Source organism: Shewanella sp. FDAARGOS_354 (assembly GCF_002209245.2).
In the GTDB taxonomy this organism is placed as follows: Bacteria; Pseudomonadota; Gammaproteobacteria; order Enterobacterales; family Shewanellaceae; genus Shewanella; species Shewanella xiamenensis.
The window spans coordinates 4,295,298-4,319,522 of record NZ_CP022089.2; the positions used below are offsets into that span (position 1 = coordinate 4,295,298).

Genomic DNA, 24,225 nt, shown 5'->3' on the forward strand with positions numbered 1-24,225 from the left:
AGTGTACAGCTAAGAGTGCGTTTCTACCAGTTAGAGACTGACTGGCTCGTATGCGTGCTCGTATGGAAAGTCACAACTGTAGCTTGAGTGCTTGTGGAAGAGGATTTTAGCGATAGGCTGATAAGTTTTGCCAATTTAAAAAGTTTTAAAAAAATTAACCCTTTTTATTTTTGCCCGCGTTTATAGGGGTAGTTTGCATGATGCGTGGCTATCGCAACGGACGATAAATCGGGCTGTTACATACTGGTGCTGTTACATATTGGTACAGCGAGTCGCACTTTTAACCGATAGCCGCCGCGTCAGAACCACGGCAGTCTCGCCTTAAATGATTTAGTTGGAGTTAACAATGAAGCATTCTCTTTTAGCTGTATTAGTTGCTGGTGGTCTTTTCTCTGGCGCATTTACTGCCACCGCACTTGCTGCCGATGTGGACTTTCCCCATATCGAAACCATGGGCGTAAGCCAAATTCAAGTCGAGCCGGATATGGCTGAGCTTAATGTCGAAGTGGCTGTCACCGAGAAAGACGCTAAGGCGGCTAAGGATAATTCGGATGCGGCGGTGGCGAAATTTATCGCCCGTTTGACGGCCGCGGGGATTACTAAAGAGCAGATCCAAAGCGCCAACTTAAATCTGCAACCCCAATATGTGTATGCGCAGGATAAAGCACCTGAGCTAACTGGTTACACCGCGAGTCGCCAAGTCACTGTGACTATTAACGATTTGGCACGTTTAAATACGATTTTGGACTCCGCCTTAGAGGAGGGGATCAACAGGGTTAATAATATCGCCCTTAAATCGAGTAAAGAGGCCGAGTATGTGGCCAAGGCGCGCCAAGCGGCGATTGTCGATGCCAAACAAAAAGCAGAATCCTTAGCCAAGGGATTTGGGGAAAACCTAGGTAAGATTTGGCAAATTCGTTATTACGATCAACGCCCAGTGCAACCGGTGATGTTACGTATGAATGCTAAGGCCGATGCCATGGGCGCCGCCGAAAGCTATCAATATGGCCAAGTGACTATCGAAGATAGAGTCGAAGTGGTTTATAAACTCAAATAAGTCATAACGAGATGCAATGGATGAGGATTCTTTGGCTCATCCATTGCTGTTATGGGGCGCAATCGGTTAATTCTGAGTCAACATATTTACAATATTGCATGTTTTATCAGAGCAAAGGCACTAAACGCTGGCAAAATTAGCGATTTATCCCCACACTGAGAGAGGATAAGGTTATGGAGACCTATGATGGATTTTCCCTCTCGAATCAAGCAACAAACCTGTATGGACTGTTTAAGTGGTAAGTCACTCGGATTTGAAATTCGTATGGCATTTCAGCCCATTATCGATTGGCCAAATCAGCAGATTTACGGTTATGAAGCCCTAGTGCGCGGCCCAAATGGCGAAGGTGCTGCTTGGGTGTTTGAGCGTATAAACGAAAGCAATAAGTACTACTTTGATCAGGCTTGTCGGGTCAAAGCCATTGAAACCGCCGCTAAGCTTGGCCTTGATAAAATATTAAGTATCAACTTTTTACCTAATGCGGTTTATAACCCTGAAACCTGTATCCGCGCCTCGATTGAAGCGGCCGACCTCTTTGGTTTTAATATTCATAACATCATGTTTGAAGTCACTGAGGGTGAGCAAATTGTCGATAGAGCCAAATTGAGCCGTATCTTTGACAGTTACGCTAAACGGGGATTTATCACCGCCATCGACGACTTTGGCAGTGGTTTCGCTGATTTGAGTTGGTTAGAATTTTTGCGCCCTCAGGTATTAAAACTCGATATGGAGTTGATCAGAGATATCCATTTAGACAAACAAAAACAGTTTGTTATCGATGAGGTGATCGGGATTTGTAGCACACTTAACACTCAGGTGTTGGCCGAAGGGGTCGAGAGTAAAGCGGAGTTAGACTATCTTGTTGGCCGTGGTATTAATTATTTTCAAGGTTACTACTTCGCCAAACCCCAACTCGAGTATTTAACTACCTTTGACGCCTTAGATTGTTATGCTGCGCTGTAGCATTGTTTTATTGAATTAATGTGCTCCAAGTGCCTTGCACTCAGATTGGTTGTGGAATTGTGTGTATCGGTTCTGGGCTAACTGATATATCATGCGCCACCCTTAATTGCCCATGCCTTCTCTTTGCTGCTATGTCTTCTAACGCGCTTTATACCGATCTATCCGGTTATTACGATTTAATGTGCTCCGATATTAACTATCAACAACAGAGTGCGAGCATCCATCGATTGCATCAGTTCTTAGGGAATAATGGTAAACAACACCTTGATTTAGCCTGTGGCACTGGCCCACATGTACGGCATTTTATCGACCTTGGTTATCAGTGTAGTGGCCTAGATATTAATCAGCCGATGCTCGATATGGCCATGCGTCGTTGCCCTGAGGCCCAGTTTAATCTGCAAGATATGACCGCCTTTTATCTTGAGCAGCCAGTTGATTTAATTACCTGTTTTTTATATTCCATCCATTACAGTGCGGACATAGAGCGCCTTAAAAGTTGTATCGCCAGTGTGCACAGTGCCCTGAATGACGGTGGGATATTTTGTTTTAACTCGGTTGATAAGCACCGCATTGATAACCGCTTATCGATTAAGCATTTTGCCGAGTTTGAGGGGCACCATTTTGCCTTTGAATCTGGCTGGCATTACAGTGGTCAAGGTGAAAACCAGTCGTTAAATCTAAGCATTGCAAAGCGTCAGCAGCCTTTTACTCAACTCACTGATGTAGACGCCGATGCCGAGATTGCGCTGCATCAAACTGAATTATGGCAAGACCAACACACTATGGTCGCCACCAGTTTTGCGGAGCTGCAAGCGTTACTCGCGCCATATTTTGAAGTGCATATCTTTGAACACGATTATGAAAAAATCGTCCCATGGGATTTAAGCTCAGGTAATGCGCTGTTTGTCTGTGTGAAGATTTAACCTTGGGTTGAAGGTGTGACAACTTGGGATGTTAGTCCTTACGTTCGTGCTAGCACATCAAATTGCTTAAGTTTCATCAGTTCTGTTAGAAAGCTAAATCAAAGTCAAAGTCAAAGTCAAAGTCAAAGTCAAAGTCGTGGGGCTTCACCCCACACCCGACCAAGGAGGACTGCTCGTCCTATCCTCCTTGCCTATTGTTTTCACATCAGCCAAGACGCCCCTAACGGAGTTGAAAGCCCCTTGGGCATTAAGCGTTCTAATGCTATCGCGTCAGACGCTCGTCCCTGATTCGACTGACGCTATCTCGGCATCCATGCCTCGCTCACGCAACGACCGCAAATGCCCTGCGGCAACTCCGAGGGGAGGTGCACTTCTGTGAACTCGGCGTTGGCGCTAAACTCCAAAAGAGTTATGCATGTTCTATCTTCCTAAACTAGCATGACCTGATTGACCAACAGTGTCTAATGTAAGACGCTGAAACCACCTAAACCCCAAAAATCTAGGTCATCAAAAGTTTGGATATTTCTAGTCGAGTCGGATTTACTGTTTTAGTTACACTAATTTGGGAACCAAACTATAAGTAGTAATCACGCTTATGACATGTAGGATAGATAGTCCATGGATAAATGGTTAGAAATTAGTCGTCTGCAATTTGAAGCATTTTCTAAGATTGAGCATTATGACTTGCAACAGAAATATGTGTTGTTGCTAGCTATTCGTGTGACAGAGTTATGTTCAGATGCTTACGAGCTTTGTAAAAGGGATAGAGTTGCTTCAGTGCCCATAATAATGCGCAGTGCTTTAGAGTCATATATCGACTTAATGTGTACAAAGCTTAGCTTCACCCACGTTGAAAATATGAACAAATCGTTTGAAATCTTCAAAGTTAAAATGGCAGGTAAAACCGTTAAGGATGATAGCCTGAAGATCTGGGAAAAATTCAAATTAGTGGGTGAGCATAATTTGTATTCGGGATTTTACGTTCACCTCTGCCGCAGTGCACATGGAAATCTTGAAGCTTTGATAAGAGATCACACAGTAGGTGATGCGATTTCCCTTGGGCATAGACCAGACTTATCAATGGTTTCTGTATATAGAAACCAAATAATAGGAATCGCAGTAACTGCTTTAGTTGAAGCTCTTGAATTCGTAAAATTTGATGGTACTCAACTTAAACAGTTAAAAGTCATTCAAGAACAATCAGGTGTAGGTGAATATGCATGAAAAGATGGGACATATATGGTCCCCTCGAGTTTAGCAAGGCCAATGTACTATTTTGTTCAGATATAAGTTAACTAGCCACCCATTGTTAAATTTGCAAAGTGTATGCTTGTGAAAAGGCATACAGATTACTGAAGAGTTGGTTGAATTAAGCATTGGCATGTAAGTGACCGTTGACGGCATGGATGCCGTCGTCGAGCCCTCATGGATGAGTTCACGGCGTGTCACTGGAATGACAGTGCTTAATTATCCGTATTGTATTGGTTAAGTGTTTAAATGACTCAAACTAAAAAGGCGCCTAAGCGCCTTTTCTACATTCTGGGGTTAAGGGAAAACTCCCTACCTCATCGAAATCTGATTAAACAATCAGATCATACTCTTCCCGTAGGATCTTAATAATATCTGCCTTAGGATTGGCTGGCAGCGGAATTGCTGCGCCGGTCACCTTCTCGGCAATGCCGGTGTAAGTGCGTGACACTTGCATCATCGCCTCTAATGGCAGGGCATTATCGCGGGCGAGGGCTTCGCGCTCTGGCATTCTGTCCTTGTTGAGCAGAATATCCGGATCTGGGAAATGATTTAACAGGAACTGACGGAAACCTTCCTTAGAGTTTTCAAGGATTTTACCATCGCGGTAGGCGGCGCCGTCCCAAATGCGAGATGAATCGGGGGTGCCCACTTCATCCATATAGATCAGTTTTGAGTTGCCGTTTTTATCGGTCACATAACCAAACTCGAACTTGGTATCCACAAATACTTGGTCAAGGTCGGCCAGTGCCTTTGAGATCACCTTAAAGCCATCTTTTAACAGCTTCTCGTACAGGTCGATATCTTCTACCTTTTCAAAACCAAAGGCTTGGTAGTTGGCTTCGATATCGCTGCGGCTGATGTTCACATCATCCTGCGCGGGTACACCGGGGATCCCAGTTAAAATGCCTTTGGTCGAAGGGGTGATCAGCAAATCTGGCAGTTTTTGATCTTTCTCTAAGCCTTCTGGCAGGGTGATACCGCAGAATACGCGCTCGCCCTTGGAGTAGGCGCGCCACATGGAGCCGGTAATGTATTGGCGGCAAATGGCTTCAACTTTAATTGGGCGGGCTTTTTGGACTATCCAAACGAAGGGATGCGGAATATCTAAAATATGGCTGTCGGCTAAACCATTTTCGGCAAATAGCTTAAACCAATGATTAGAAATGGCATTTAATGCCGCGCCTTTACCTGGGATGCCTTTTAATCCGCCTTCACCGTGGAAGATGCAGTCGAAGGCGGAGATGCGATCGCTAATTACCATAATGGCAAGCGGCGTATCTTCGGGCACATTGTAGCCCTTGGTTTTGATTAAACGGCGGCTGTCGGCGTCGGTTAGCCAGTAAACGCTACGTACCTTGCCGCTATGAACTGGGCTATCGGTGCGGATGGGCAAATCGTTGTTTACGGCTAATACGGAATCAGCAAGACTCATGACGAGTATTCCTTTGGATAGAGAGTGTAGGGACGAGTTTTTTATTCGTTGCGGTGTGCTTAAGCATAAGATGCTTAGCCACCTTTTTATTATTGACCAATAGCTTATTGCTCAGTTTGCGTAAAGCCTTGGTGAAGGTTAAGCGTAAAGCGAATAGTGGATTTTCGGGCGATGGGGAGAATAACGTTTGTCTAGATATGGGGTGAAAATGAAACGCAGAGCAAGGTTGGCGCCAGAGTAATACTGGTCTGCTCAAGCGGGGAACCCCCGTGCCATTTTGCTCGAAAAGGCTAACCATTAATCCGAGAGAACCTTGTTAGACAGCCGCGAAAAGTGGCGCCATTTTACCTTTATTCGCAAAATTTTCCACGGCTATTTATGCACATCTGTGCGGCGTGTCGGTGTAAATTGGGATGGGATCAATGTGGCAGCAGAAAATACTTCCCATAAACCCTGAGCCGAGGAGCCGGGAAGTTGAGTTTAAAGTGTGACTCACTAAGCCTTAGAATGACATTAATCCCAATATAGGCATGCAGTTAGCTCAGTAAATCGGGGTAATATTGATGGCCTGAATAAAGCGAGTGCCTAAGCCCCCATACCGCGTGGCTTTTTGTGTTAACACCTATTTTTTGTGAATTGAAAAACACAGTTTGCCCATCAGACCCTAACATAAGGCATAAATAAAACATATCGAGGTAGTAGATGACTGAACCCAAAACGCCGATGATGGCGCGCGCCGCCTCCGAAGGGCGGTATTTTTTCTCGAAGCAATTTATCGCCTTAGCCGAATGCCAAACCCAGTGGCAGGACCTTGAGTTTGAAGAATGCGAGTTCCACGATTGCCAATTTAGCGACAGCACATTCCGTAACTGCAAGTTTATCGAGTGCCGCTTTGTGGGTTGTAATTTAAGCCTGCTCAAGGTGCCCTTAAGCCAATTTAACGGTGTGAGTTTTGAAGAATGTAAGTTGGTCGGCATAGACTGGACCCGTGCCGCTTGGCCGAGATTATCCTTTGCGGCACCTTTTAGCTTTAGAACCTGCATCTTAAACGACTGCTCTTTTATGGGCCTTAAGCTCGATGAAATGGTACTTGAGGGCTGTAAGGCGCAGGATGTAGATTTTCGTGAGGGCAAGTTTAATCGCGCTAACTTTAGTTACAGCGATTTTCGCCACAGCTTATTTGGCCGTACCGAGTTAATGGAGGCGGATTTCTCCGAGGCAACCGATTACGACATTGATATTTTTAACAACAAAATTAAAGGTGCCAAGTTTAGCCGCGATGAAGCGATTCGGCTATTAAATGGCTTAGATATTACCTTGGTGGATTGACCTTATACCAACCTCATATCAGCACCTGTTCGCGCTAATAGGTGCTGGCATTTTATCCTTTTAAATGAACGGGTTTATTGTGACAGCGATATCGCGGTATCACTTTTTAACTTATTGTTTTTAAAATTGCTTTTAGGTTTTTTGATAACTTTTTATTGTGGTGCGTATTGTAAAAACACCTCAAGCGTACGCATCGATATGGCCAATCAACACTATTGATCTTATTCACGAATTTTTAGAACAATTTTAACTTTTAGTTGCCATAGATCACACCAAACTTGCCTATGTGGTTTACCACAATAGCCGCCTACCTCTTTCGGGATAACAATCACTCTGGAACAGCAAAATGCCAGCGCGTCTTAGGGCATTGGCATTAATAACTAAAAACCTGTGAGCAAATTTAGTGTTTCACCGCAGTGGTGACCCAAAGCCTAAGTTTGCGTGTGCCAATTGGTGCATAAGGGTGGATGAGTGTGATGGAGGTAACCATGATTGAGCTTAATAGGCGAACCTTTTTAAAGGGCGCAGGGGCCAGCGGTGCAACATGTGCATTAGCTAGCTTATTGCCGGGCAGCTTAGCGGCATTAGAGAGTAAGCAGCTAAAGGGCATGGGCAAAGAAATTGCCAGTATCTGTGAGATGTGTTCAACCCGCTGCCCGATTTCAGCGCGGGTGATTGAAGGTAAAAACGTCTTCATTAGCGGTAACAAGGCAGCTAAAGCTTTTGGCGGTAAAGTCTGTGCCCGTGGTGGTGCTGGCCATAGTTTGCTGTACGATCCACAGCGGATTGTTAAACCGCTAAAACGGGTTGGCGAGCGTGGCGAGGGTAAATGGGCGGAAATCAGTTGGGATGAAGCCTATCAACTGATTGCCGATAATCTTACTAAAATCAAGCAAGCTCACGGCCCTGAGGCGGTGGCGTTTTCCTCTAAATCCGGTTCGCAAGAAAAACACTTATTCCATCTCGCCACAGCGTTTGGCAGCCCAAATACCTTTACCCATGCATCTACTTGCCCAGGTGGTTATGAAATTGCCGCCAAGGCCATGTTTGGCACTAAGGTGAAACGCGATTTAAGTAACTCAAAATACATCATTAACTTCGGCCATAACCTGTACGAAGGCATCAACATGTCCGAAACCCGTGGCATGATGGCAGCGCAAATGGATAAAGGCGCTAAGTTGGTGGTGTTTGAGCCAAGATTCTCTATCGTCGCCGACAAAGCCGATGAGTGGTATGCAATCCGTCCCGGCACCGACGTAGCGGTCGCTTTAGCGTTATGTCATGTCTTGATTGAAGAAAATCTTTACGACAAGGCCTTTGTTGAGCGTTATGTCGAAGGCTTTGACACCTTTGCCGCCGAAGTAAAAGCCTATACCCCTGAGTGGGCCGAAACGATCTCCGATGTGCCCGCCAAAGATATTCGCCGTATTGCCCGTGAATATGCGGCTAAAGCGCCCCATGCGGTGGTGGATTTTGGTCACAGAGCCACCTTTACCACCGAAGAGTTTGAAATGCGCCGCGCGCTTTACGCTGCCAACATCTTGATTGGTAACATCGAGCGTAAGGGCGGGATCTACCTGGGTCAAAAGCCTGGCGATTATAACAAGCTCGCCGGTGAAAATGTGGCCCCCGTGCTGGGTAAGCCCGGCGTAAAAGATATGCCAAAGCCTGAGGCAAAACGTATCGACCAAGTGGAAGAACAGTACGCCATGATGTGGTCAGCGGGCGGGGTTTATCAAACCGTCCTCGATGCGACCTTAAGCGCGGTGCCTTATCAGTTACATGGCTGGGTGATGTCCCGTACTAACCCAATGCAAACCATGACCGACAGAGCGCGTGTGGTCGAAGCCTTGAAAAAGCTCGACTTTGTTGCAGTGTGCGATGTGTATATCAGTGAAACCGCGGCCTATGCCGACGTGATTCTACCTGAGTCTACCTACCTTGAGCGCGATGAGGAAATCGCTGACAAGTCCGGTAAAAACCCTGCCTACTATGTGCGCCAACGGGTAGTCGAAACCTTAGGTGATACTCGTCCTTCATGGCAAATCTTTAAAGATATCGGCCATAAGCTAGGGTTGAGTGAATTCTATCCATGGGAAAACATGGAGACCCTGCAACTATTGCAGGTAAACCGCGACACAGAGCTGCTGCGCCGGATCAAAGACGAAGGTTTTGTCAGCTTCGGTAAGCCGATTATGTTGCGTGAACCTAAAATGGTCGCCGAATTTACCAAGGCCTATGCCAATGCCAAACCTGCGGATGAAGACGGCACCTACGGCAGTTTACTCAGCTTTAAAACCCCAAGCGGCAAGATTGAATTGACCTCCGCCAAGGTTGAAGCCATGGCGCCAGGACGCGGCGTCATTAAATTCCGCGAAGTGCAGCTTAAAAAGCCAAATGAACTCTACTTTATCCAAGGTAAGGTGGCGGTGCATACCAATGGCGCGACCCACAATGTGCCCATGCTGGCAAATTTGATGTCGGATAACGCTGTATGGGTTCACCCAGATACCGCGAGCAAATTAGGTATCAGCAATGGCGACCCTATCCGCTTAACCAGCAGCGTAGGTACAGAGGAAGGTCATGCGTTAGTCACCCCGGGCATTCGCCCCGATACCGTGTTTGCTTATATGGGCTTTGGCTCTAAAAACAAAGAGTTGGTTAGAGCGACAGGCAAAGGTATCCACTGCGGAAACTTACTGCCCCACGTTACCGCATCTGTGTGTGGCATGACGGTACACACCACTGGCGTCACGCTGGCAAAACGCTAATTGGAGGCTCAAATGACGAAAAGATATGTGATGGTGCACGATGAGAACAAGTGCATCGGCTGCCAAGCCTGTAACGTGGCTTGCCGCAGTGAAAACGGCGTACCAGAAGGGGTGACCCGTTTGCAGGTGAGAGTCGAAGGGCCTTATGGCGAAATGCCTCATCTGCACTTTAAGTACCACAGAGTGTCGTGTCAGCAATGTGAAGATGCGCCCTGTGTGAAGGTGTGTCCAACGGGCGCGGCCTATGTGGGCGAAGATGGCATTGTCTCCATCCACGGCGACAAGTGTGTGGGTTGTATGTACTGCGTGGCGGCGTGTCCCTACAAAGTGCGTTTTATGAATCCCGAAACCAAAGTGGCTGACAAGTGTAATTTCTGTAAGGACACGCGTTTGGCCCGGGGTGAAGAGCCTGCCTGTGTGACTGTGTGCCCGACCGATGCCTTGGTGTTTGGCGATGCTAACGATCCACAAAGTGAAGTGGCCACACTGCTCAACACTAAGATCACTTACCAAGATAAGACCCATTTAGGCACTAAACCTAGGGTATATCGCGTTCCTACCAAAAGAGGGGGGATTTGATTATGAACAATACTTGGGGCGATATGGCGCAATATGATCCCGTCACTTGGCACTGGGTCATCGCCGTGTATTTGTTTATGGCGGGTTTATCCGCCGGAAGTTTGCTGATTGGCATTGGTTTGCGTTGGTTCAATCAAGAACAAACACAAGTTGAGAGCAATATCCTCAAGGCCGCGGCGATTATTGGCCCTGTGGCAATCAGCTTAGGCTTAGCTTGTTTAGTGTTTGATTTAACTAAGCCTTTCCACTTCTGGTTGATTTTAATTAACTACAACTTCCAGTCCGTTATGGCGATTGGGGTATTAGCGCTGCTGGCTTACTCACCCTTGGCATTTGCCTACGCGATTTTAGTACTGCGTGACGATTTGCCCAAGTGGGGCTTAGGTTTCCTCGCGCCTATCGCTAAGCTGCTGATGCCCTTTAGAAAGCTGATTGAAGTGCTATTGTTTGTCCTCGCCATTGGTGTGGGCGCTTACACTGGCTTCTTAATCTCGGCGATGAATGCCTATCCGATGCTAAATACTGCGGTATTGCCTGCACTGTTCTTGGTATCTGGTTTATCAGCGGGTGCGGCGGCCAATGCGGTGCTGGCGCTGGTGATGTTCAAAACCGATAGCCACGACAAGACCTTAGCTAAAATGCATGGCTTAGAGCTGCCAGTGATGGCCATCGAAATCATGTTCCTGTTTATGTTGTTCTGCGCCTTGTACTTTAAGGGCGGTGCGGCGGCTGCGGCGCTGGCATCACTCACCTCTGGCGTGTGGGCAAGCGTATTCTGGATTGGTGTCGTGGGGATTGGCTTTGGTGTGCCATTGCTGTTTATGCTGCTTCCCGCAGCGACTCGCCACACTAAGGGCGCAATGATTATGGTGGCCTGTGCCAGTTTAACCGGCGTGCTCGCGCTAAGACACTTTATTGTGTATGCGGGCCAAAGTTACCTGAGCTAAGTGATGTTAGCGAATGCTCTAACCCATGGCATTCAAACTAGCGCAACAAATATGAGTATTACTTTAATGCGATTAAGTGATACTCAAATGGGTTACAACACGCATCCCTGCAAGCAAAAAGCACCGTTAAACGGTGCTTTTTTATGGCTGCGATTGACTGCAATTGGCAGGAGGTTATTGCGGTAATAACTCAATCACTGATTTGACCGTGAGCACTAAGGCGCTGATAGCGCAGAGGGCTAAGGTCGCCATCTTGGTCTTATGTTTATCCACATTTCCCACCAGTTTGCCCGCCACGAGATAGCCTAAAAAGACCGAGGGCAATAGCATTAGCGACAGCCAAAAGTGCTTGATTTCGAGTAGGCCCGTCACCCCAAGAATCGCCAAGGCAATGGTCGAACTAAAGATAAAGAAGGCCGATAACGCCGCGCGAAACTGCGAAGCATCCTTACCCGCCAATAAAATCGCCATCGGAGGGCCACCAATGGCGGCGATATTGCCAAAGATCCCCGAGACGATTCCCGCGCCAAATAGCGTCGCTTTGTTCACCGGCAGGCTGAATTTATACAAACTGAGCACCACGGCAACCGTCACAATCGCGGCAATCGCCAGACCAAGAATCGGCTGCGGCGCAAACAGTAATAGGCTAGCACCGATAAAGCCACCGGGCACTCGACCGATGAGCGCGTATTGCAAGCCATTGAATTCTAAATGGCCGCGTTCACGCAATAGGGTGAGTAGCGCGATGGAAAATCCCATCACAATCACGGGGGCAGGCACTAATTGGGGATCGACGATATACAGCAGCGGGCTGGCGACCACGGCTAAGCCAAACCCAATTAGACTCTGGGTGAGGGCACCTAAAAACACAATCACAGACGCGATGGCAAGCGTTTGTGGATCGATCAAGGAGAACATAGGATTCCATCAAAACAAAATAGGGATCGTTACTTTAACCCACCACGCCTGATGAGCATTAACGATCCCTAATAATTAGTTACGGCAGGATTATGGACGCTTAAGCGTTATTCCATGTCTTCCCACTCGATCCCCATTTCGTCCATCAACCGCTTCGCTTCAGCGGGGATGCTGTCTGGGCACTCTTTCGACAGATCGGCATCATCAGGCAGAGGCTGGCCGGTGTAGGCATGCAAAAATGCTTCGCACAACAGTTCGCTATTCGTTGCGTGGCGCAGGTTGTTGACCTGACGACGCGTACGTTCATCCGTGAGGACTTTTAGCACTTTGAGCGGAATAGACACAGTAATTTTCTTTACTTGTTCATTCTTCTTGCCATGTTCAGCATAGGGGCTGATGTATTCCCCATTCCATTCAGTCATTGACTCACCTGTTATAACGCTAAATTCGGGGCAGATTTTAAACCCTTACAGATTACAGTCAAATTATTGCTACTATTTCTTAGCGATTGCAAACAGATTTCTTTATGTTTAGACGTCTAAGCGTCTTAACGCCTATTGACGATGCCACTGGGCTTAGGTACATTTAGACGTCCAGACATCTCTTTGCGAACTTAGGAGTTCCCGATGACCGCAGGCAAATTAGTGACCGAGCGTCAATTAGCCACATTGGCAGTGCGTCAGGGTATCGAAAGCGATACTCAATATGGCGCCGTGGTGCCGCCAATTTACCTGTCGACGAATTACGCCTTCGATGGTCATAAAAATCCTCGCGAATTTGATTACAGCCGTTCCGGCAATCCTACCCGCAGCATCTTAGGCGATGCCTTAGCTAAGCTGGAAAAAGGCGCAACCGGTGTGGTGACCTGCACTGGCATGGCCGCCATTACCTTAGTGACCACTTTACTGGGCCCAGATGATTTACTGGTGGTGCCCCACGATTGCTACGGTGGCTCTTACCGTTTATTCACCAACCTCGCGAAAAAAGGCCAATTTAAACTGCTGGTGGTCGATCAAACCGACAGCCAAGCACTTGAGCAAGCGATTGCCCAGCAGCCTAAAATGGTGTGGATTGAAACCCCATCCAACCCATTACTGCGGGTGGTTGATATCGAAGCTATTGCCAAGGCAAGCCACGCCGTAGGTGCGTTAGTGATAGTGGACAACACTTTCCTCTCGCCGATTTTGCAGCAACCGCTATTGCTCGGCGCCGATATCGTTATCCACTCCACCACTAAATACATTAATGGCCATAGCGATGTGGTGGGCGGCGCGGTGATCGCCAAAGACCCTCAACTCGGTGAGACCTTACATTGGTGGTCGAACACCTTAGGCTTAACCGGTTCTGCCTTTGACAGTTATCAAACCCTGCGCGGCCTGCGTACTTTAGCTGTGCGCATTCGTGAGCACCAAAGTAATGCCGAGCGGATTGTGGAGTTACTGAGTAACAGCCCCGTCGTGAGTAAAGTGTATTACCCAGGTCTTGCGGATCATCCCGGCCATGCCATTGCCGCCAAGCAACAAAAAGGTTTTGGCGCTATGCTGAGTTTTGAGCTTAAGGGCGGCGAGGCCGAAGTGGTCGCCTTTTTAGATGCGTTAAGTTTATTCAGCGTGGCTGAGAGTTTAGGTGGCGTTGAGAGTCTCGTAGCCGTGCCCGCGACCATGACCCACAGGGCGATGGAGCCGCAGGCGCGTTTTGAAGCTGGCATTAAAGACACCCTATTACGTTTGTCGGTTGGTATTGAAGATGCCGACGACTTAGTTGCAGATATTCAAGCAGGATTGGCCGCCGTAGCGGCTTGTCAGTAGAGGAATAATAGATGGCACGTTGTCACTTACATAAATTTGGTGGTTCCAGCTTAGCCGATGCCGATTGTTACCGCCGAGTCGCCCATATTCTGTTAACCCATGGCCATAGTGATGATCTAGTGGTGGTGTCTGCCGCGGGTAAAACCACTAACTTTTTATATAAATTATTGTCCCTGCGCGATAGCAACCAATTATGGCAAGAAGAATTACAAGTCCTTATCAGCTATCAGCAAGGCTTGATTGAGCAATTATTATCTAACGAGCAAGCGCGGGATTTACGCGAACGTTTAACCACGGATAAAGCTCAGTTAATCAGTCTATTATCTTTAGATGTACGCAACGATTACCAAATTAACCATGTGGTGAGTTTTGGTGAGCGTTGGTCGGCGCGCCTGATGGCAGCGCTGCTGCGTGAATCGGGCGTGGCCGCAAGCCATGTGGATGCCTGCTCGATTTTAGTGGCAGATGAGGCCGCCGTGCCGCAAATCCGTGTGCAAGAATCCCGCGCTAAAGTACAAGCCTTACTGGCCGCACACCCTAACGAGCGCCTAGTGATCACCGGTTTTATCTGCGCCAACGAGCGCGGTGATACCTTGCTATTGGGTCGCAATGGCTCTGACTTTAGCGCCAGCTTAATTGCTAGCCTTGCCGACATTGAGCGCGTGACCATTTGGACCGACGTTGAAGGGGTCTTTAACGCTGATCCAAACAAAATCAACGATGCGAAATTACTCAAGAGCATGTCCCTTGCTGAAGCGGACCGCTTGGCACGTTTAGGCTCACCCGTGTTGCATTCACGCACCTTGCAGCCATTGTTTAACACAGAGGTGAGTTTGGCTGTGCGTTCAAGCTACGCCTCCCATACCGACTTTACCCTGATTGCGCCGCACAGTTCCTCAGCGAGTGCGCCCGTGGTGACCAATCTAAATGCTGTGGTGTTATTTGGCTTTAAGATTGCGGGTGATGTCGCTAGTCTGCTCGAGCAATTGGTGGCGGCGGGATTAACGCCACTGGCCCATTGGGTATCGGCGCATCAACGGCTTGAGCTTGCCTATACCGCTGAAAACCAAAAACAAGTACAAAAATTATTGGATGCGCAGGCCGAAGCCCTCGGCATTAAAGATCTGCAAATTAATACCGAACTCGGTTTAGTGGCGTTGGTGAGTGCCGATGCCGAGCATTATCGCCGCAGCTTTGCCCGTTTACTGAGTCGCGATGCTAAGCCCTTGTTCAGTGGTGACTTAAGCCTGGTGACCTTAGTGCCACAGTCGCAGGTTAATCTGCTGACGCAAAAAGTGCATCGCCGCTGCGCTGGCCCGCGTAAACGTATTGGCGTATTGCTGCTGGGTGTGGGCAATATTGGCGAGGCGTGGGTGAAGCTGTTTAAGTCAGTTTCTCCCTCGTTAAATCAAGAGCTTGAAGCGCAAGTCGAGTTAGTCGGTCTGGTGACTTCCAGTAAAGCCCTGATTAAGTCTACGGGGGTGGATCTGGAAAGCTGGCAGCAGGAATTTGATACAGAAGCGACTCCTTGGCAGTACGAGCATCTATTTGAACAATTAGAACAACTTAACTGTGACGAACTGATTGCATTAGATATCAGCGCCAGTGCCAGTTTAACCCTGCAATATCCAGAATTTTTCGAGCGCGGCATCCATATGGTCAGCGCGAACAAACTCGCGGGTTCTGGCCCGCTGCCTTTTTATCGCGAGCTTAAAGAACAACTCGGTTATCGCCGTTTATTCTGGCGCTATAACGCCAGCTGCGGCGCGGGTTTACCTATTCAGCACGCCTTAAACGATCTGCGTAACAGTGGTGATAGCGTTGAAGCCGTGGGCGGGATTTTCTCTGGCACCCTGTGTTGGTTATTTGAGAATTACGATACCAGTAAACCCTTCTCGGAATTAGTGATTGAAGCACGTGGTTTAGGGATTACCGAACCCGATCCTCGGGACGATCTTTCTGGCCGCGATATGCAGCGCAAGTTGCTGATTTTAGCCCGTGAAATCGGCCTAGAAATCGAGCTTGAGGATATTGAGCTGCGCTCCCTAGTACCTGCCCATTTAGCGGATATTCCGTTGGAGCAATTCCTTGCCCGTATCGGTGAGCTAGATGATGAATTATTGCAGCAATATGGCGCAGCAGCGGAACAAAACAAAGTGCTGAGATATGTCGCCTCTTTGGATAATAGCGGCGCAGTCCTTAAAGCCGAGGTGGGATTACAGTGGATTGATGCGAGCCACCCCTACGCCAACCTGACGCCCGGAGATAATGTGTTTGTGATCCGCTCAGCCTTCTATCAAGGTAATCCTTTGATTATCCGAGGACCGGGTGCGGGCCGCGAAGTGACGGCAGCAGCTGTACAATCGGATCTAACACAGATCTGCCGCGATCTGCTGCAAGAATAGATTTAAATTCAAAAGCTTAAAGGACTCATTTGAGTCCTTTTTTATTGGCGAAGATAAGGACTAAAATCAAGGTGATCAACGAGGGATAAGAAAATGCCAAAAAGGGGGATTTTTTGGCTTGACTTAACAGCCAGTTTCTCTAGTATATGGACATATAGACGTCCAAACGTCCGTATGGATTAAACTACTGCATTAATAGTCGTACCAGTCGCGATAAGTGTCGCACTCGGGCGGTTGAGGAAATACACATGGCTTTTCATCACGCACAACATTCACATTCGCTAAACCAAAGTTTGTCTGAACTTAATGGCGATATTAATGTTTCTTTTGAGTTTTTCCCGCCATCAACCCCCGAAATGGAACAGATCCTGTGGAACTCTATTCGTCGTTTAGAGCCGCTGAATCCTAAGTTTGTGTCTGTGACCTATGGGGCAAACTCGGGCGTGCGTGACCGTACCCACGGCGTGATTGAACGTATTCAACAAGAAACCAACCTAGTTGCTGCGCCGCATTTAACCTTAGTGGATGCGAGTGATGAAGAGCTGTTAGATCTGGCAAAGCATTACTGGAAATCGGGTATTCGCGACATAGTGGCGCTGCGTGGCGACTTGCCTGCGGGCAGCCCAAAACCGACTCGCTTTGCGGTGGATCTAGTGCGCCTGCTGCGTTCAGTGGCCGACTTTGATATTTCGGTCGCCGCTTACCCAGAAGTGCACCCAGATGCGGCTAACGCTCAGGCGGATTTGATTAACCTTAAGCGTAAAATCGACGCCGGTGCGAGCCGTGCTATTACCCAGTTTTTCTTCGATGTGGAATCTTACCTGCGTTTTCGCGACCGCTGTGTTGCGGCGGGGATTGATGTCGAAATCGTACCCGGTATTTTACCCGTGACTAACTTTACCCAGTTAAAGCGTTTTGCGGGCATGACCAATGTGAGCTTACCAAGCTGGTTACATAAGCAGTTCGATGGCCTTGAAAATGATGCCGGAACCCGTCAGCTGGTGGGCGCTAACGTGGCGATTGATATGGTGAAAGTGTTGTCCCGCGAAGGGGTGAAGGATTTCCACTTCTACACCTTAAACCGTGCGGAATTGACCTATGCGATTTGCCATACCTTAGGGGTTCGCCCAAAGGCGGTATAACGTTAACAGCATAAAAAAACGCCGCTATTTAGCGGCGTTTTGTTTTGCTTGAATCCTAAATCCTAAATCCTAAATCCTAAATCCTAAATCCTAAATCCTAAACTGAGCGAGAAGTGTGGTTAAGCGCATCGACAACTGTGCTAACTCGTCTCCCGCCCGAGCCGTTTGCTCGGCACTCTCGGTGGCATTGGTCGTAATATCATTAATATTATTGACGTTTTTATTGATTTCTGCCGACACAGCACATTGCTCGTTGGCAGCGCTAGCGATTTGAATGTTCATTTGACTAATGGTGGATACGGCCTGGGTAATGGCTTCGAGCGCTTCCCCCGCCTCGTGCACCAACGAAACACAGTTTTGCGTGGTGGCGGTACTGGTATTCATGGTACTGACGGTGGATTTGGCACTCTGTTGCAAGGCTTCAATCATCTGCTGAATTTCGCTGGTTGAAGCTTGAGTACGGCTGGCGAGCGTACGTACTTCATCTGCCACCACCGCAAAACCACGGCCTTGTTCACCCGCACGGGCGGCCTCAATGGCGGCATTGAGGGCGAGCAAATTGGTTTGATCGGCAATATTACGGATAACGACTAATACCGAGTCAATCTGCGCGGTATTACGCTCAAGTTCGTTGATGGCCGTGGCGGCATGGGCTATTTCATCCGCCAGCAGACTTATAGTCGAAATGACCTTTTCAACCAGCAACTTACCATGTTCAGTTGACTCGCTGGCGTGGGTTGCTGCGTCGGCGGCATCAGTCGCATTGTGGGCAACTTCTTGTACTGTTGCCGCCATTTCATTCATGGCGGTGGCGACTTGTTCGGTCTCGAGGTGTTGCCGTTTTGCCATTTGCTGAGTTTCATGGGTAATGGCAGACATTTCTTCGGCCGATGTCGCCAGTAAGCTGGTGGAGTCTGATACTTGAGCAACGGTGGCGTGGATCTTTTCGGCAAAGCGGTTAAAGGCAAGTGCAAGCTGCGCGATTTCGTCTTTGCTCTTCACTTCAATCCGGCGGGTTAAATCGCCTTCACCTTCGGCAATGTCATTGAGCGCATTGGTTGTTTCGGCAATCGGGCGGGTAATACTCTTAGCGATAAACCAGGCAATGGCGGTGCCAATTAGGAAGGCGATAAAGCCTATCAAAATGAGTTTAAAGCGAATATCGGACATCGCTTGCTCAGAATGGCTTCTGTCCAGTGCAATATCCAGCACACCAAAGGTTTTGCCCGAGTAGTCTTTCATCCCATGACGATACAGGGCGTAGCTCTTGCCGTCTAAATCGATGGTACGAATCACTTCAGTACCTTGCATTACCTTGTTGAGTTCGCTGGAGGCGTTGGTGTCGGTGGTAAAAGTGCCACCAAAGGGGACAAAGTTGCCATCCTTAGGCAGCAAAAGAGTTATCTCTGCTTGGTAGGCATTTTTAAAATTGTCGAAGAAGGGCTGGCCAAATGACATACCAAACTCCACCGAGCCCGTATGTTGTCCTTGGTAATTCATCGGCACTAGGCCGCGGATACCTAAGCCTTCAACCCCGTATTCTAAACCGCTGAGGGGCTGCTTTTGGGTGTTGGTTTCGACAATGGTTTTACGGATTGCGGTGAGGTCATCACCAAATTTTTCAGGGCGATGCAGGCGTAAAAACGAGGTCGCGGGTGGGGTGTGAAACTGAAATTGCTGCACGGCAAAATCTTGTTTAAGGCGCGTAAATAGCGGTTGGGTGCGTTGAAGTAGTGCTTCACGGTCGCGCTCGGCAAAGTTACTTTGGATCTCAGGGGTTAATGAGATTAAGGTTGCCATCGCCTGTGCTCTTTGTCCCGATGAGACGATATTTGCTACCGCGGTTTCGTATAACTTATGTAATTCCCGTTGTTCAGACTCCCTTATTTGGCGACTGAATTCCGATAGCACTAGCGGCATGATAAAGCTCATCACCGCAAATAGCAGTAGGCTGATGCCTAACACTATCCGAGTGCTAATGTTTAAATTCTTCACAGTAAACCTCCCAGTATCCGTATGTCTGTCTAAATATCTTTTTGAATATTATAGAGATACTGCTTTTTATATTTGCGAGCGGGTGAACCTTTTTCAGTTGTTTTTCGGTTTTTTGCGGATTTCGTGGCAGCGTGCACAGATCTTTTCTGAGCAGAAAATATTTACTTAGCCTGCTAACTAAGTATAATGCTTAGCAGGCTAAGTAAATGAGTAAGCATCATGTATAAAGAACTCGAGCGCTTAAAGGAGTTATCCCTCGCGGAACATTTAGGTCGCCTGCACCGCTTATGGCGTACCGTGGCGGATGTGGAATTAGCACCACTTGGGTTAACCCATCCTCGATGGACCGCGTTGTGGAAGTTATTGCGTCTAGGTGACAACGTGAGCCAAAAGGTGTTAGCGGATGCGCTGGAAATTGAATTGGCTTCTTTGATGCGTACCTTAGGGCAACTTGAGGAGCAAGGTTTAGTCGAGCGTCATTGCTGCACTAAAGATAAGCGCGCCCGAATCGTGTCGCTAACACCCGCCGGTAAAGACGTATTAAAGCAAGTCGAAGCGCGGATTATCCATGTGCGCGGTGAATTATTAGCGGGCATTAGCGCCTCTGAGCTTGGCGAGTTTGAACGCATCATTAGCCTAATTAGTGAAAACGCCTTGGCCAAGTTGACCAAGAGCACAGATATTCTTGAGTGAGAAATAAGATGACACCGGATCAACAATTTGCCCGTCTTGTCAAAATCGCCATGCTCGGTTTTGTGGCCGTGTTTGGCTATTTTATGTTTGCCGACACTATGATGCCATTAACCCCACAGGCTATGGCAACCCGTGTAGTGACTAAGGTGACTCCACAGATCAGCGGCAAGATTCAAACGATTAATGTGAAAAATAACCAAGTGGTCGCCAAAGGCGATTTACTGTTTCAAGTCGACCCTGCGCCCTTTGAGTTGGCTGTGTCACATGCCAAATTGGCCCTAGAACAAGTGCGTCAGGATAATGCCGAACTTGATGCTGCACTCTTAGCCGCTAAAGCAGAAGTGAATGCGAGTGTGACGACTGCACAACAAAAACGCCGCGAGGCCAAACGTTTAGATGCACTTTATGCGACCCATGGCGTTTCGCAGCAGTTGCGTGATCAAGCCGATAGTGATGCGGACGCCGCCGAGGCGAATGTGTTAGCCGCTAATGCTCGCCTCGATAAACTCAAAGTGAGCCGTGGTCTCTATGGCGAAGATAACCTTAGAGTTCGCCAAGCGATGAATGCGTTAGAGCAAGCTGAGCTGAATCTGTCTTACACCCAAATCCGTGCCGACCAAGATGGAGTGGTGACCAACCTGCAACTTGAAGTGGGCAGCTTTGCCGCCGTGGGTCAGCCATTACTCGCCTTAGTTTCTGATAAATTGGATATTATTGCCGATTTTCGTGAAAAAACCTTACGGGGCGTGAATGCCGCTTATCCCGCATTAATCGCCTTTGACGGTGAGCCTGGTCGTTTGTATCACGCCCAAGTGAGCAGTGTCGATGCAGGGGTGAGTGCGGGGCAGTTTGATGCCAATGGTCGTTTAGCCGCGCCGCAGGAGTCAGACCGTTGGGTGCGTGATGCGCAGCGCTTAAGACTGCACTTAGTCTTAGATGACAGTGTGTCAGACAACAGTGCAATGAATAACCTACCCGCAGGCGCGCGTGCTACTGTGCAATTGCTGCCCGACAATACGCTGTTTAGCCTGCTAGCCAAGGTGCAGATTAAGGTCATTAGCCTGCTCCATTACATCTACTAATATCAAGGCAATTTGCATGTTGTTACGCCACAATCCATTAACCGCCAATGATTTACGCCAGTGTTTGCGCATTGCCACTGGCGGTACCATTGGTTTTACCCTGTGTAAGCTATTTGGTTGGAGTAATGGGGTGTTTTTTACTGTAACCCCAATGTTATTACTGGGTTTAGTCCCTGTGATAAGTGGCCATGCGGTAAGGCAATTATTGGCATCATCTGCCATTGCGGGGCTTGAAGTCGGCCTGCTCGGAGGCTTGTTCGGTAGCCACCCAGGCATGATGACACCGATTGTCTTCCTGCTGTTTTTGTATCGTTTTGCGGCGATGTCCCGCGGTAGCCTGTTTCTGTTTGGTGCCAATGGCGTGCTGAGTTTAAGCATTATGCTGCACTTTGCCAGCTATCCGGGCACAGATCTGAATGATCTGATTTTTAGTAACTTTTGGGCGACAGGGCTATCAGTCATCATCGCCTATTTAATGACTGCACTTTGGCCGGATGTTGAACCCCGCGCCGCCTATCAACCCGGCCCTAAGGCGCCGCACCGTATGCGCCATGAGGCGTTGCTCGGTGCCAGCATTGCCACGCTCTCTTTCTTAGTGTTTCAGATTTTCGATCTGCGTGATTCGATGTCGGCGCAGGCAACCACCTTGCTACTTTTATTCCCCATGCATTGGAACGGGGCGTTGGATTATGCCCGTAAACGTGCCATTGGTACCTTGCTTGGGGTGTCTTTTGGGGTGATGGTGCAACTCTTTCTCTACGATTGGTCAGGATTGTTGATCCTGATTGTGCCGCTGCTGTGGCTTGGCCTTATGTTGTTTGCACAGGCCCATGTGAAGGAGGCGAGCGGATCGGGTGTCGGTTTTGGCGCCATGACGACGTTAGGGATTTTGTTTGGGCAATATTTAACCCCAGGTAACGACTTAATTTTTAGTGCACTGTATCGGGTGAGCAGTATTTTTGTGGCGATAGTGGCGACGTTATTCCTCTGTTATCTGCTGCATAAGTTATTGAATAGCTTTGAAGCGACCCGATTTGGTTACTAAAGTGTTAATATTAGATTTTTTTAATGCTTGTTCCGCTTCCGTGCAAGGAGTATGGTGTTTTGATGCGTTTAGTGTGGGCTAAACGTAGAACGCACCACTCAATTATCTCTTTTTTAACGACCTTGTTTTAGCCGTTAACGCGGTTTTTCAAGCGTTTTCGTGTGACTCAAGGTTTGTTCAAGGATAGAAAATGAATAATAAAATTAAAATATTAGCCAAAGGCATCGCGCTCATTAGCGGCTGTGCCTTGACCTCTGTCGCCATCGCTAACACGGCAACTATCCCGCCAGCGGGACAAATCTGCGTGACTTGCCACGGCGTCGAAGGTGAGGGCATTGAGCCACTTGGCCCTCGCTTGGCCGGACTCTCAAAAGAATATATCACCACCCAATTACAACATTTTCAGGCAGGTGTGCGCCAAAACGCGACCATGATGCCGATGGCGATGACTCTGCAGGGTGATGGCATCGAGCAAGTCGCATCTTACTTCGCCGCCAAACCTCCTAAAACCGAGGTTAAGCCAGTGCTCCGCGGTACCCATGTCACCTTTAGTGACGATACCGCGCGCTTAGCTTACCAAGGCGATTGGTCACGCGGCTTACCCGCCTGTGTGACTTGCCATGGCCCCTCTGGATTAGGTGGCGGTTTGTTCCCGCGTTTAGCGGGTCAGCAGGCCAGCTATATCAAGACGCAACTGTTGGCGTGGCAAGCTGGTACTCGTAAAGGAGATGTGGACGCCATGATGGCCAATGTGGCTAACAAGCTCACCGCCGCCGAGGTGGATGCCTTAGCGAACTACTTTGCGAATATAAAATAAGGAGCCGGCCATGAAATCTTCAGCAATCTTATTACTGGTCGCCATGGGCGTGCTGACAGCTCAAGTACAAGCGGCGCAAGAGTTACCCGACAAGCAAGCGCCATTGCCCTCAGTGCCTAAAAATCCGGAACAAGCCTATCTTACACCAAGACCCTTAAGCGCGATTCCCGAAGGGGCCTTTGGCGATAAAATTCGCTTAGGTTATCAGCTATTTGTGAATACCCAGCAGTTAAGAGATAAGTATGTGGGTAACGAACTTAACTGTGCAAACTGCCATATGGATGCGGGCCGTAAGGCGAATGCATCACCGGTGTGGGGCGCCTATTTTGCCTATCCCGCGTATCGTAAAAAAGACGATAAAGTAAATACCTTTCAAGAGCGGATACAAGGCTGTTTTAACTATTCCATGAATGGTAAAGCCCCCGCTGCGGGCAGCCCCGAACTGGTTGCGCTATCGGCCTATGCCTACTGGTTAGGGATGAGTGGCTTGATGGATGCGGCTAACCTTGATGGCCCTGTGCCAGAAATCAGCGATGCCGAATTGGTTAAAGGCGCCAAACGTGAGGATTTTCCGCTGCCAGACGCCCTAGCCAAAGCCATGACAGTGGAGCAACGCGCGAATCTGCCCGGCCGTGGTTATCCTGAGATCCCAAAACCAGAACTGGCGTTCTCACCCGAGCGCGGTAAAGCCGTGTATACCGCCCACTGCCAAGCATGCCATGGCGCCGATGGTCAAGGCCAAGCGATGGCGGGCGTTTACTCTCTGCCACCACTGTGGGGCCCAATGAGCTACAACTGGGGCGCGGGGATGCACAGGGTCAATACGGCTGCATTTTTCATTTATGAAAACATGCCTTTCGGTAAGAGTATGCAGTTGACTAACCAACAGGCTTGGGACGTTGCCGCTTACATTAACTCCCATGAAAGGCCTCAGGACCCCCGCAATAAGGGCGATGTGAAACAAGCGCAGGAGAAATACCATAACGACAACGACTATTACGGTGTCGACGTCGATGGCAAAGTGCTTGGCACCGCCTCTTATCCGGTGTTTCCGAAAAAGTCGTAGTT

20 protein-coding genes are annotated in these 24,225 nt (G+C 48.4%); 16 read left to right on the forward strand and 4 right to left on the reverse strand.

Going from position 1 to position 24,225, the window contains the following annotated elements:
- Positions 1–346: 346 nt before the first annotated feature.
- The 4 genes from CEQ32_RS19375 to CEQ32_RS19395 all read left to right on the forward strand — a co-directional run bounded on the left by CEQ32_RS19375 (position 347) and on the right by CEQ32_RS19395 (position 4,167).
- Positions 347–1,057, forward strand: coding sequence for an oxidative stress defense protein (locus tag CEQ32_RS19375; RefSeq protein ID WP_069454215.1), 711 nt, complete (start codon positions 347–349; stop codon positions 1,055–1,057).
- Positions 1,058–1,243: 186 nt separating this feature from the next.
- On the forward strand, positions 1,244–2,020 hold the full coding sequence (locus CEQ32_RS19380) for an EAL domain-containing protein (RefSeq protein WP_088586633.1): 777 nt from the start codon (positions 1,244–1,246) through the stop codon (positions 2,018–2,020).
- Positions 2,021–2,151: 131 nt separating this feature from the next.
- Positions 2,152–2,943, forward strand: coding sequence for a class I SAM-dependent DNA methyltransferase (locus tag CEQ32_RS19385; RefSeq protein ID WP_088586634.1), 792 nt, complete (start codon positions 2,152–2,154; stop codon positions 2,941–2,943).
- Positions 2,944–3,561: 618 nt separating this feature from the next.
- Entirely contained in the window at positions 3,562–4,167 is a 606-nt protein-coding gene (locus CEQ32_RS19395; RefSeq protein ID WP_088586635.1) for a hypothetical protein, read from the forward strand.
- Positions 4,168–4,522: 355 nt separating this feature from the next.
- Here CEQ32_RS19395 and CEQ32_RS19400 read toward each other — a convergent pair whose 3' ends face one another.
- Positions 4,523–5,626, reverse strand: coding sequence for a phosphoribosylaminoimidazolesuccinocarboxamide synthase (locus CEQ32_RS19400; protein WP_037430680.1), 1,104 nt, complete (start codon positions 5,624–5,626; stop codon positions 4,523–4,525).
- Positions 5,627–6,328: 702 nt separating this feature from the next.
- Between CEQ32_RS19400 and CEQ32_RS19410 the strand changes: the two genes are divergently transcribed.
- The 4 genes from CEQ32_RS19410 to nrfD all read left to right on the forward strand — a co-directional run bounded on the left by CEQ32_RS19410 (position 6,329) and on the right by nrfD (position 11,252).
- Positions 6,329–6,955 carry a pentapeptide repeat-containing protein gene (locus CEQ32_RS19410; RefSeq protein WP_088586636.1) on the forward strand — a complete coding sequence of 209 codons (627 nt, stop codon included), beginning with the start codon at positions 6,329–6,331 and terminating at the stop codon, positions 6,953–6,955.
- 488 nt (positions 6,956–7,443) lie between these two features.
- Positions 7,444–9,726 carry a thiosulfate reductase PhsA gene (gene phsA / locus CEQ32_RS19415; protein ID WP_088586637.1) on the forward strand — a complete coding sequence of 761 codons (2,283 nt, stop codon included), beginning with the start codon at positions 7,444–7,446 and terminating at the stop codon, positions 9,724–9,726.
- A 12-nt stretch (positions 9,727–9,738) separates the two neighbouring features.
- On the forward strand, positions 9,739–10,305 hold the full coding sequence (locus tag CEQ32_RS19420; RefSeq protein WP_047536322.1) for a 4Fe-4S dicluster domain-containing protein: 567 nt from the start codon (positions 9,739–9,741) through the stop codon (positions 10,303–10,305).
- Positions 10,306–10,307: 2 nt separating this feature from the next.
- The gene (gene nrfD, locus CEQ32_RS19425; RefSeq protein WP_037430671.1) at positions 10,308–11,252 is read left to right on the forward strand and encodes an NrfD/PsrC family molybdoenzyme membrane anchor subunit; all 945 of its coding nucleotides are present in this window, start codon (positions 10,308–10,310) and stop codon (positions 11,250–11,252) included.
- Between the two features lie 174 nt (positions 11,253–11,426).
- On the opposite strand, the gene CEQ32_RS19430 is transcribed toward nrfD, so the two are convergent.
- Together CEQ32_RS19430 and metJ are read right to left on the reverse strand one after the other, a co-directional pair.
- Positions 11,427–12,170, reverse strand: coding sequence for a sulfite exporter TauE/SafE family protein (locus CEQ32_RS19430; RefSeq protein ID WP_088586639.1), 744 nt, complete (start codon positions 12,168–12,170; stop codon positions 11,427–11,429).
- Positions 12,171–12,277: 107 nt separating this feature from the next.
- A complete protein-coding gene (gene metJ / locus CEQ32_RS19435) occupies positions 12,278–12,592 on the reverse strand; it encodes a met regulon transcriptional regulator MetJ (protein WP_011073770.1) in 315 nt (104 codons plus the stop codon).
- 222 nt (positions 12,593–12,814) lie between these two features.
- Between metJ and metB the strand changes: the two genes are divergently transcribed.
- From metB to metF, 3 genes are all read left to right on the forward strand, one after another.
- Entirely contained in the window at positions 12,815–13,978 is a 1,164-nt protein-coding gene (gene metB / locus CEQ32_RS19440; protein WP_192959174.1) for a cystathionine gamma-synthase, read from the forward strand.
- 11 nt (positions 13,979–13,989) lie between these two features.
- Positions 13,990–16,383: a bifunctional aspartate kinase/homoserine dehydrogenase II gene (locus tag CEQ32_RS19445; protein ID WP_088586641.1), complete on the forward strand. Its 2,394-nt coding sequence runs from the start codon at positions 13,990–13,992 to the stop codon at positions 16,381–16,383.
- A gap of 248 nt (positions 16,384–16,631) precedes the next feature.
- Positions 16,632–17,525 (forward strand): methylenetetrahydrofolate reductase, encoded by an 894-nt coding sequence (metF, locus tag CEQ32_RS19450; RefSeq protein ID WP_037422525.1) that lies wholly within the window; start codon positions 16,632–16,634, stop codon positions 17,523–17,525.
- 90 nt (positions 17,526–17,615) lie between these two features.
- Here metF and CEQ32_RS19455 read toward each other — a convergent pair whose 3' ends face one another.
- The gene (locus CEQ32_RS19455; protein ID WP_088586642.1) at positions 17,616–19,520 is read right to left on the reverse strand and encodes a methyl-accepting chemotaxis protein; all 1,905 of its coding nucleotides are present in this window, start codon (positions 19,518–19,520) and stop codon (positions 17,616–17,618) included.
- A gap of 219 nt (positions 19,521–19,739) precedes the next feature.
- Between CEQ32_RS19455 and slyA the strand changes: the two genes are divergently transcribed.
- The 5 genes from slyA (at position 19,740) to CEQ32_RS19480 (ending at position 24,223) form a co-directional block, all read left to right on the forward strand.
- Positions 19,740–20,213: a transcriptional regulator SlyA gene (gene slyA / locus CEQ32_RS19460; protein ID WP_055647066.1), complete on the forward strand. Its 474-nt coding sequence runs from the start codon at positions 19,740–19,742 to the stop codon at positions 20,211–20,213.
- An 8-nt stretch (positions 20,214–20,221) separates the two neighbouring features.
- Positions 20,222–21,295 (forward strand): HlyD family secretion protein, encoded by a 1,074-nt coding sequence (locus CEQ32_RS19465; RefSeq protein ID WP_055647065.1) that lies wholly within the window; start codon positions 20,222–20,224, stop codon positions 21,293–21,295.
- A gap of 16 nt (positions 21,296–21,311) precedes the next feature.
- The gene (locus CEQ32_RS19470) at positions 21,312–22,340 is read left to right on the forward strand and encodes a DUF2955 domain-containing protein (protein WP_088586643.1); all 1,029 of its coding nucleotides are present in this window, start codon (positions 21,312–21,314) and stop codon (positions 22,338–22,340) included.
- 190 nt (positions 22,341–22,530) lie between these two features.
- Complete coding sequence (locus tag CEQ32_RS19475; protein WP_088586644.1) at positions 22,531–23,157, forward strand: c-type cytochrome; 627 nt, start codon at positions 22,531–22,533, stop codon at positions 23,155–23,157.
- 10 nt (positions 23,158–23,167) lie between these two features.
- The gene (locus CEQ32_RS19480; protein ID WP_088586645.1) at positions 23,168–24,223 is read left to right on the forward strand and encodes a c-type cytochrome; all 1,056 of its coding nucleotides are present in this window, start codon (positions 23,168–23,170) and stop codon (positions 24,221–24,223) included.
- Positions 24,224–24,225: the final 2 nt, after the last annotated feature.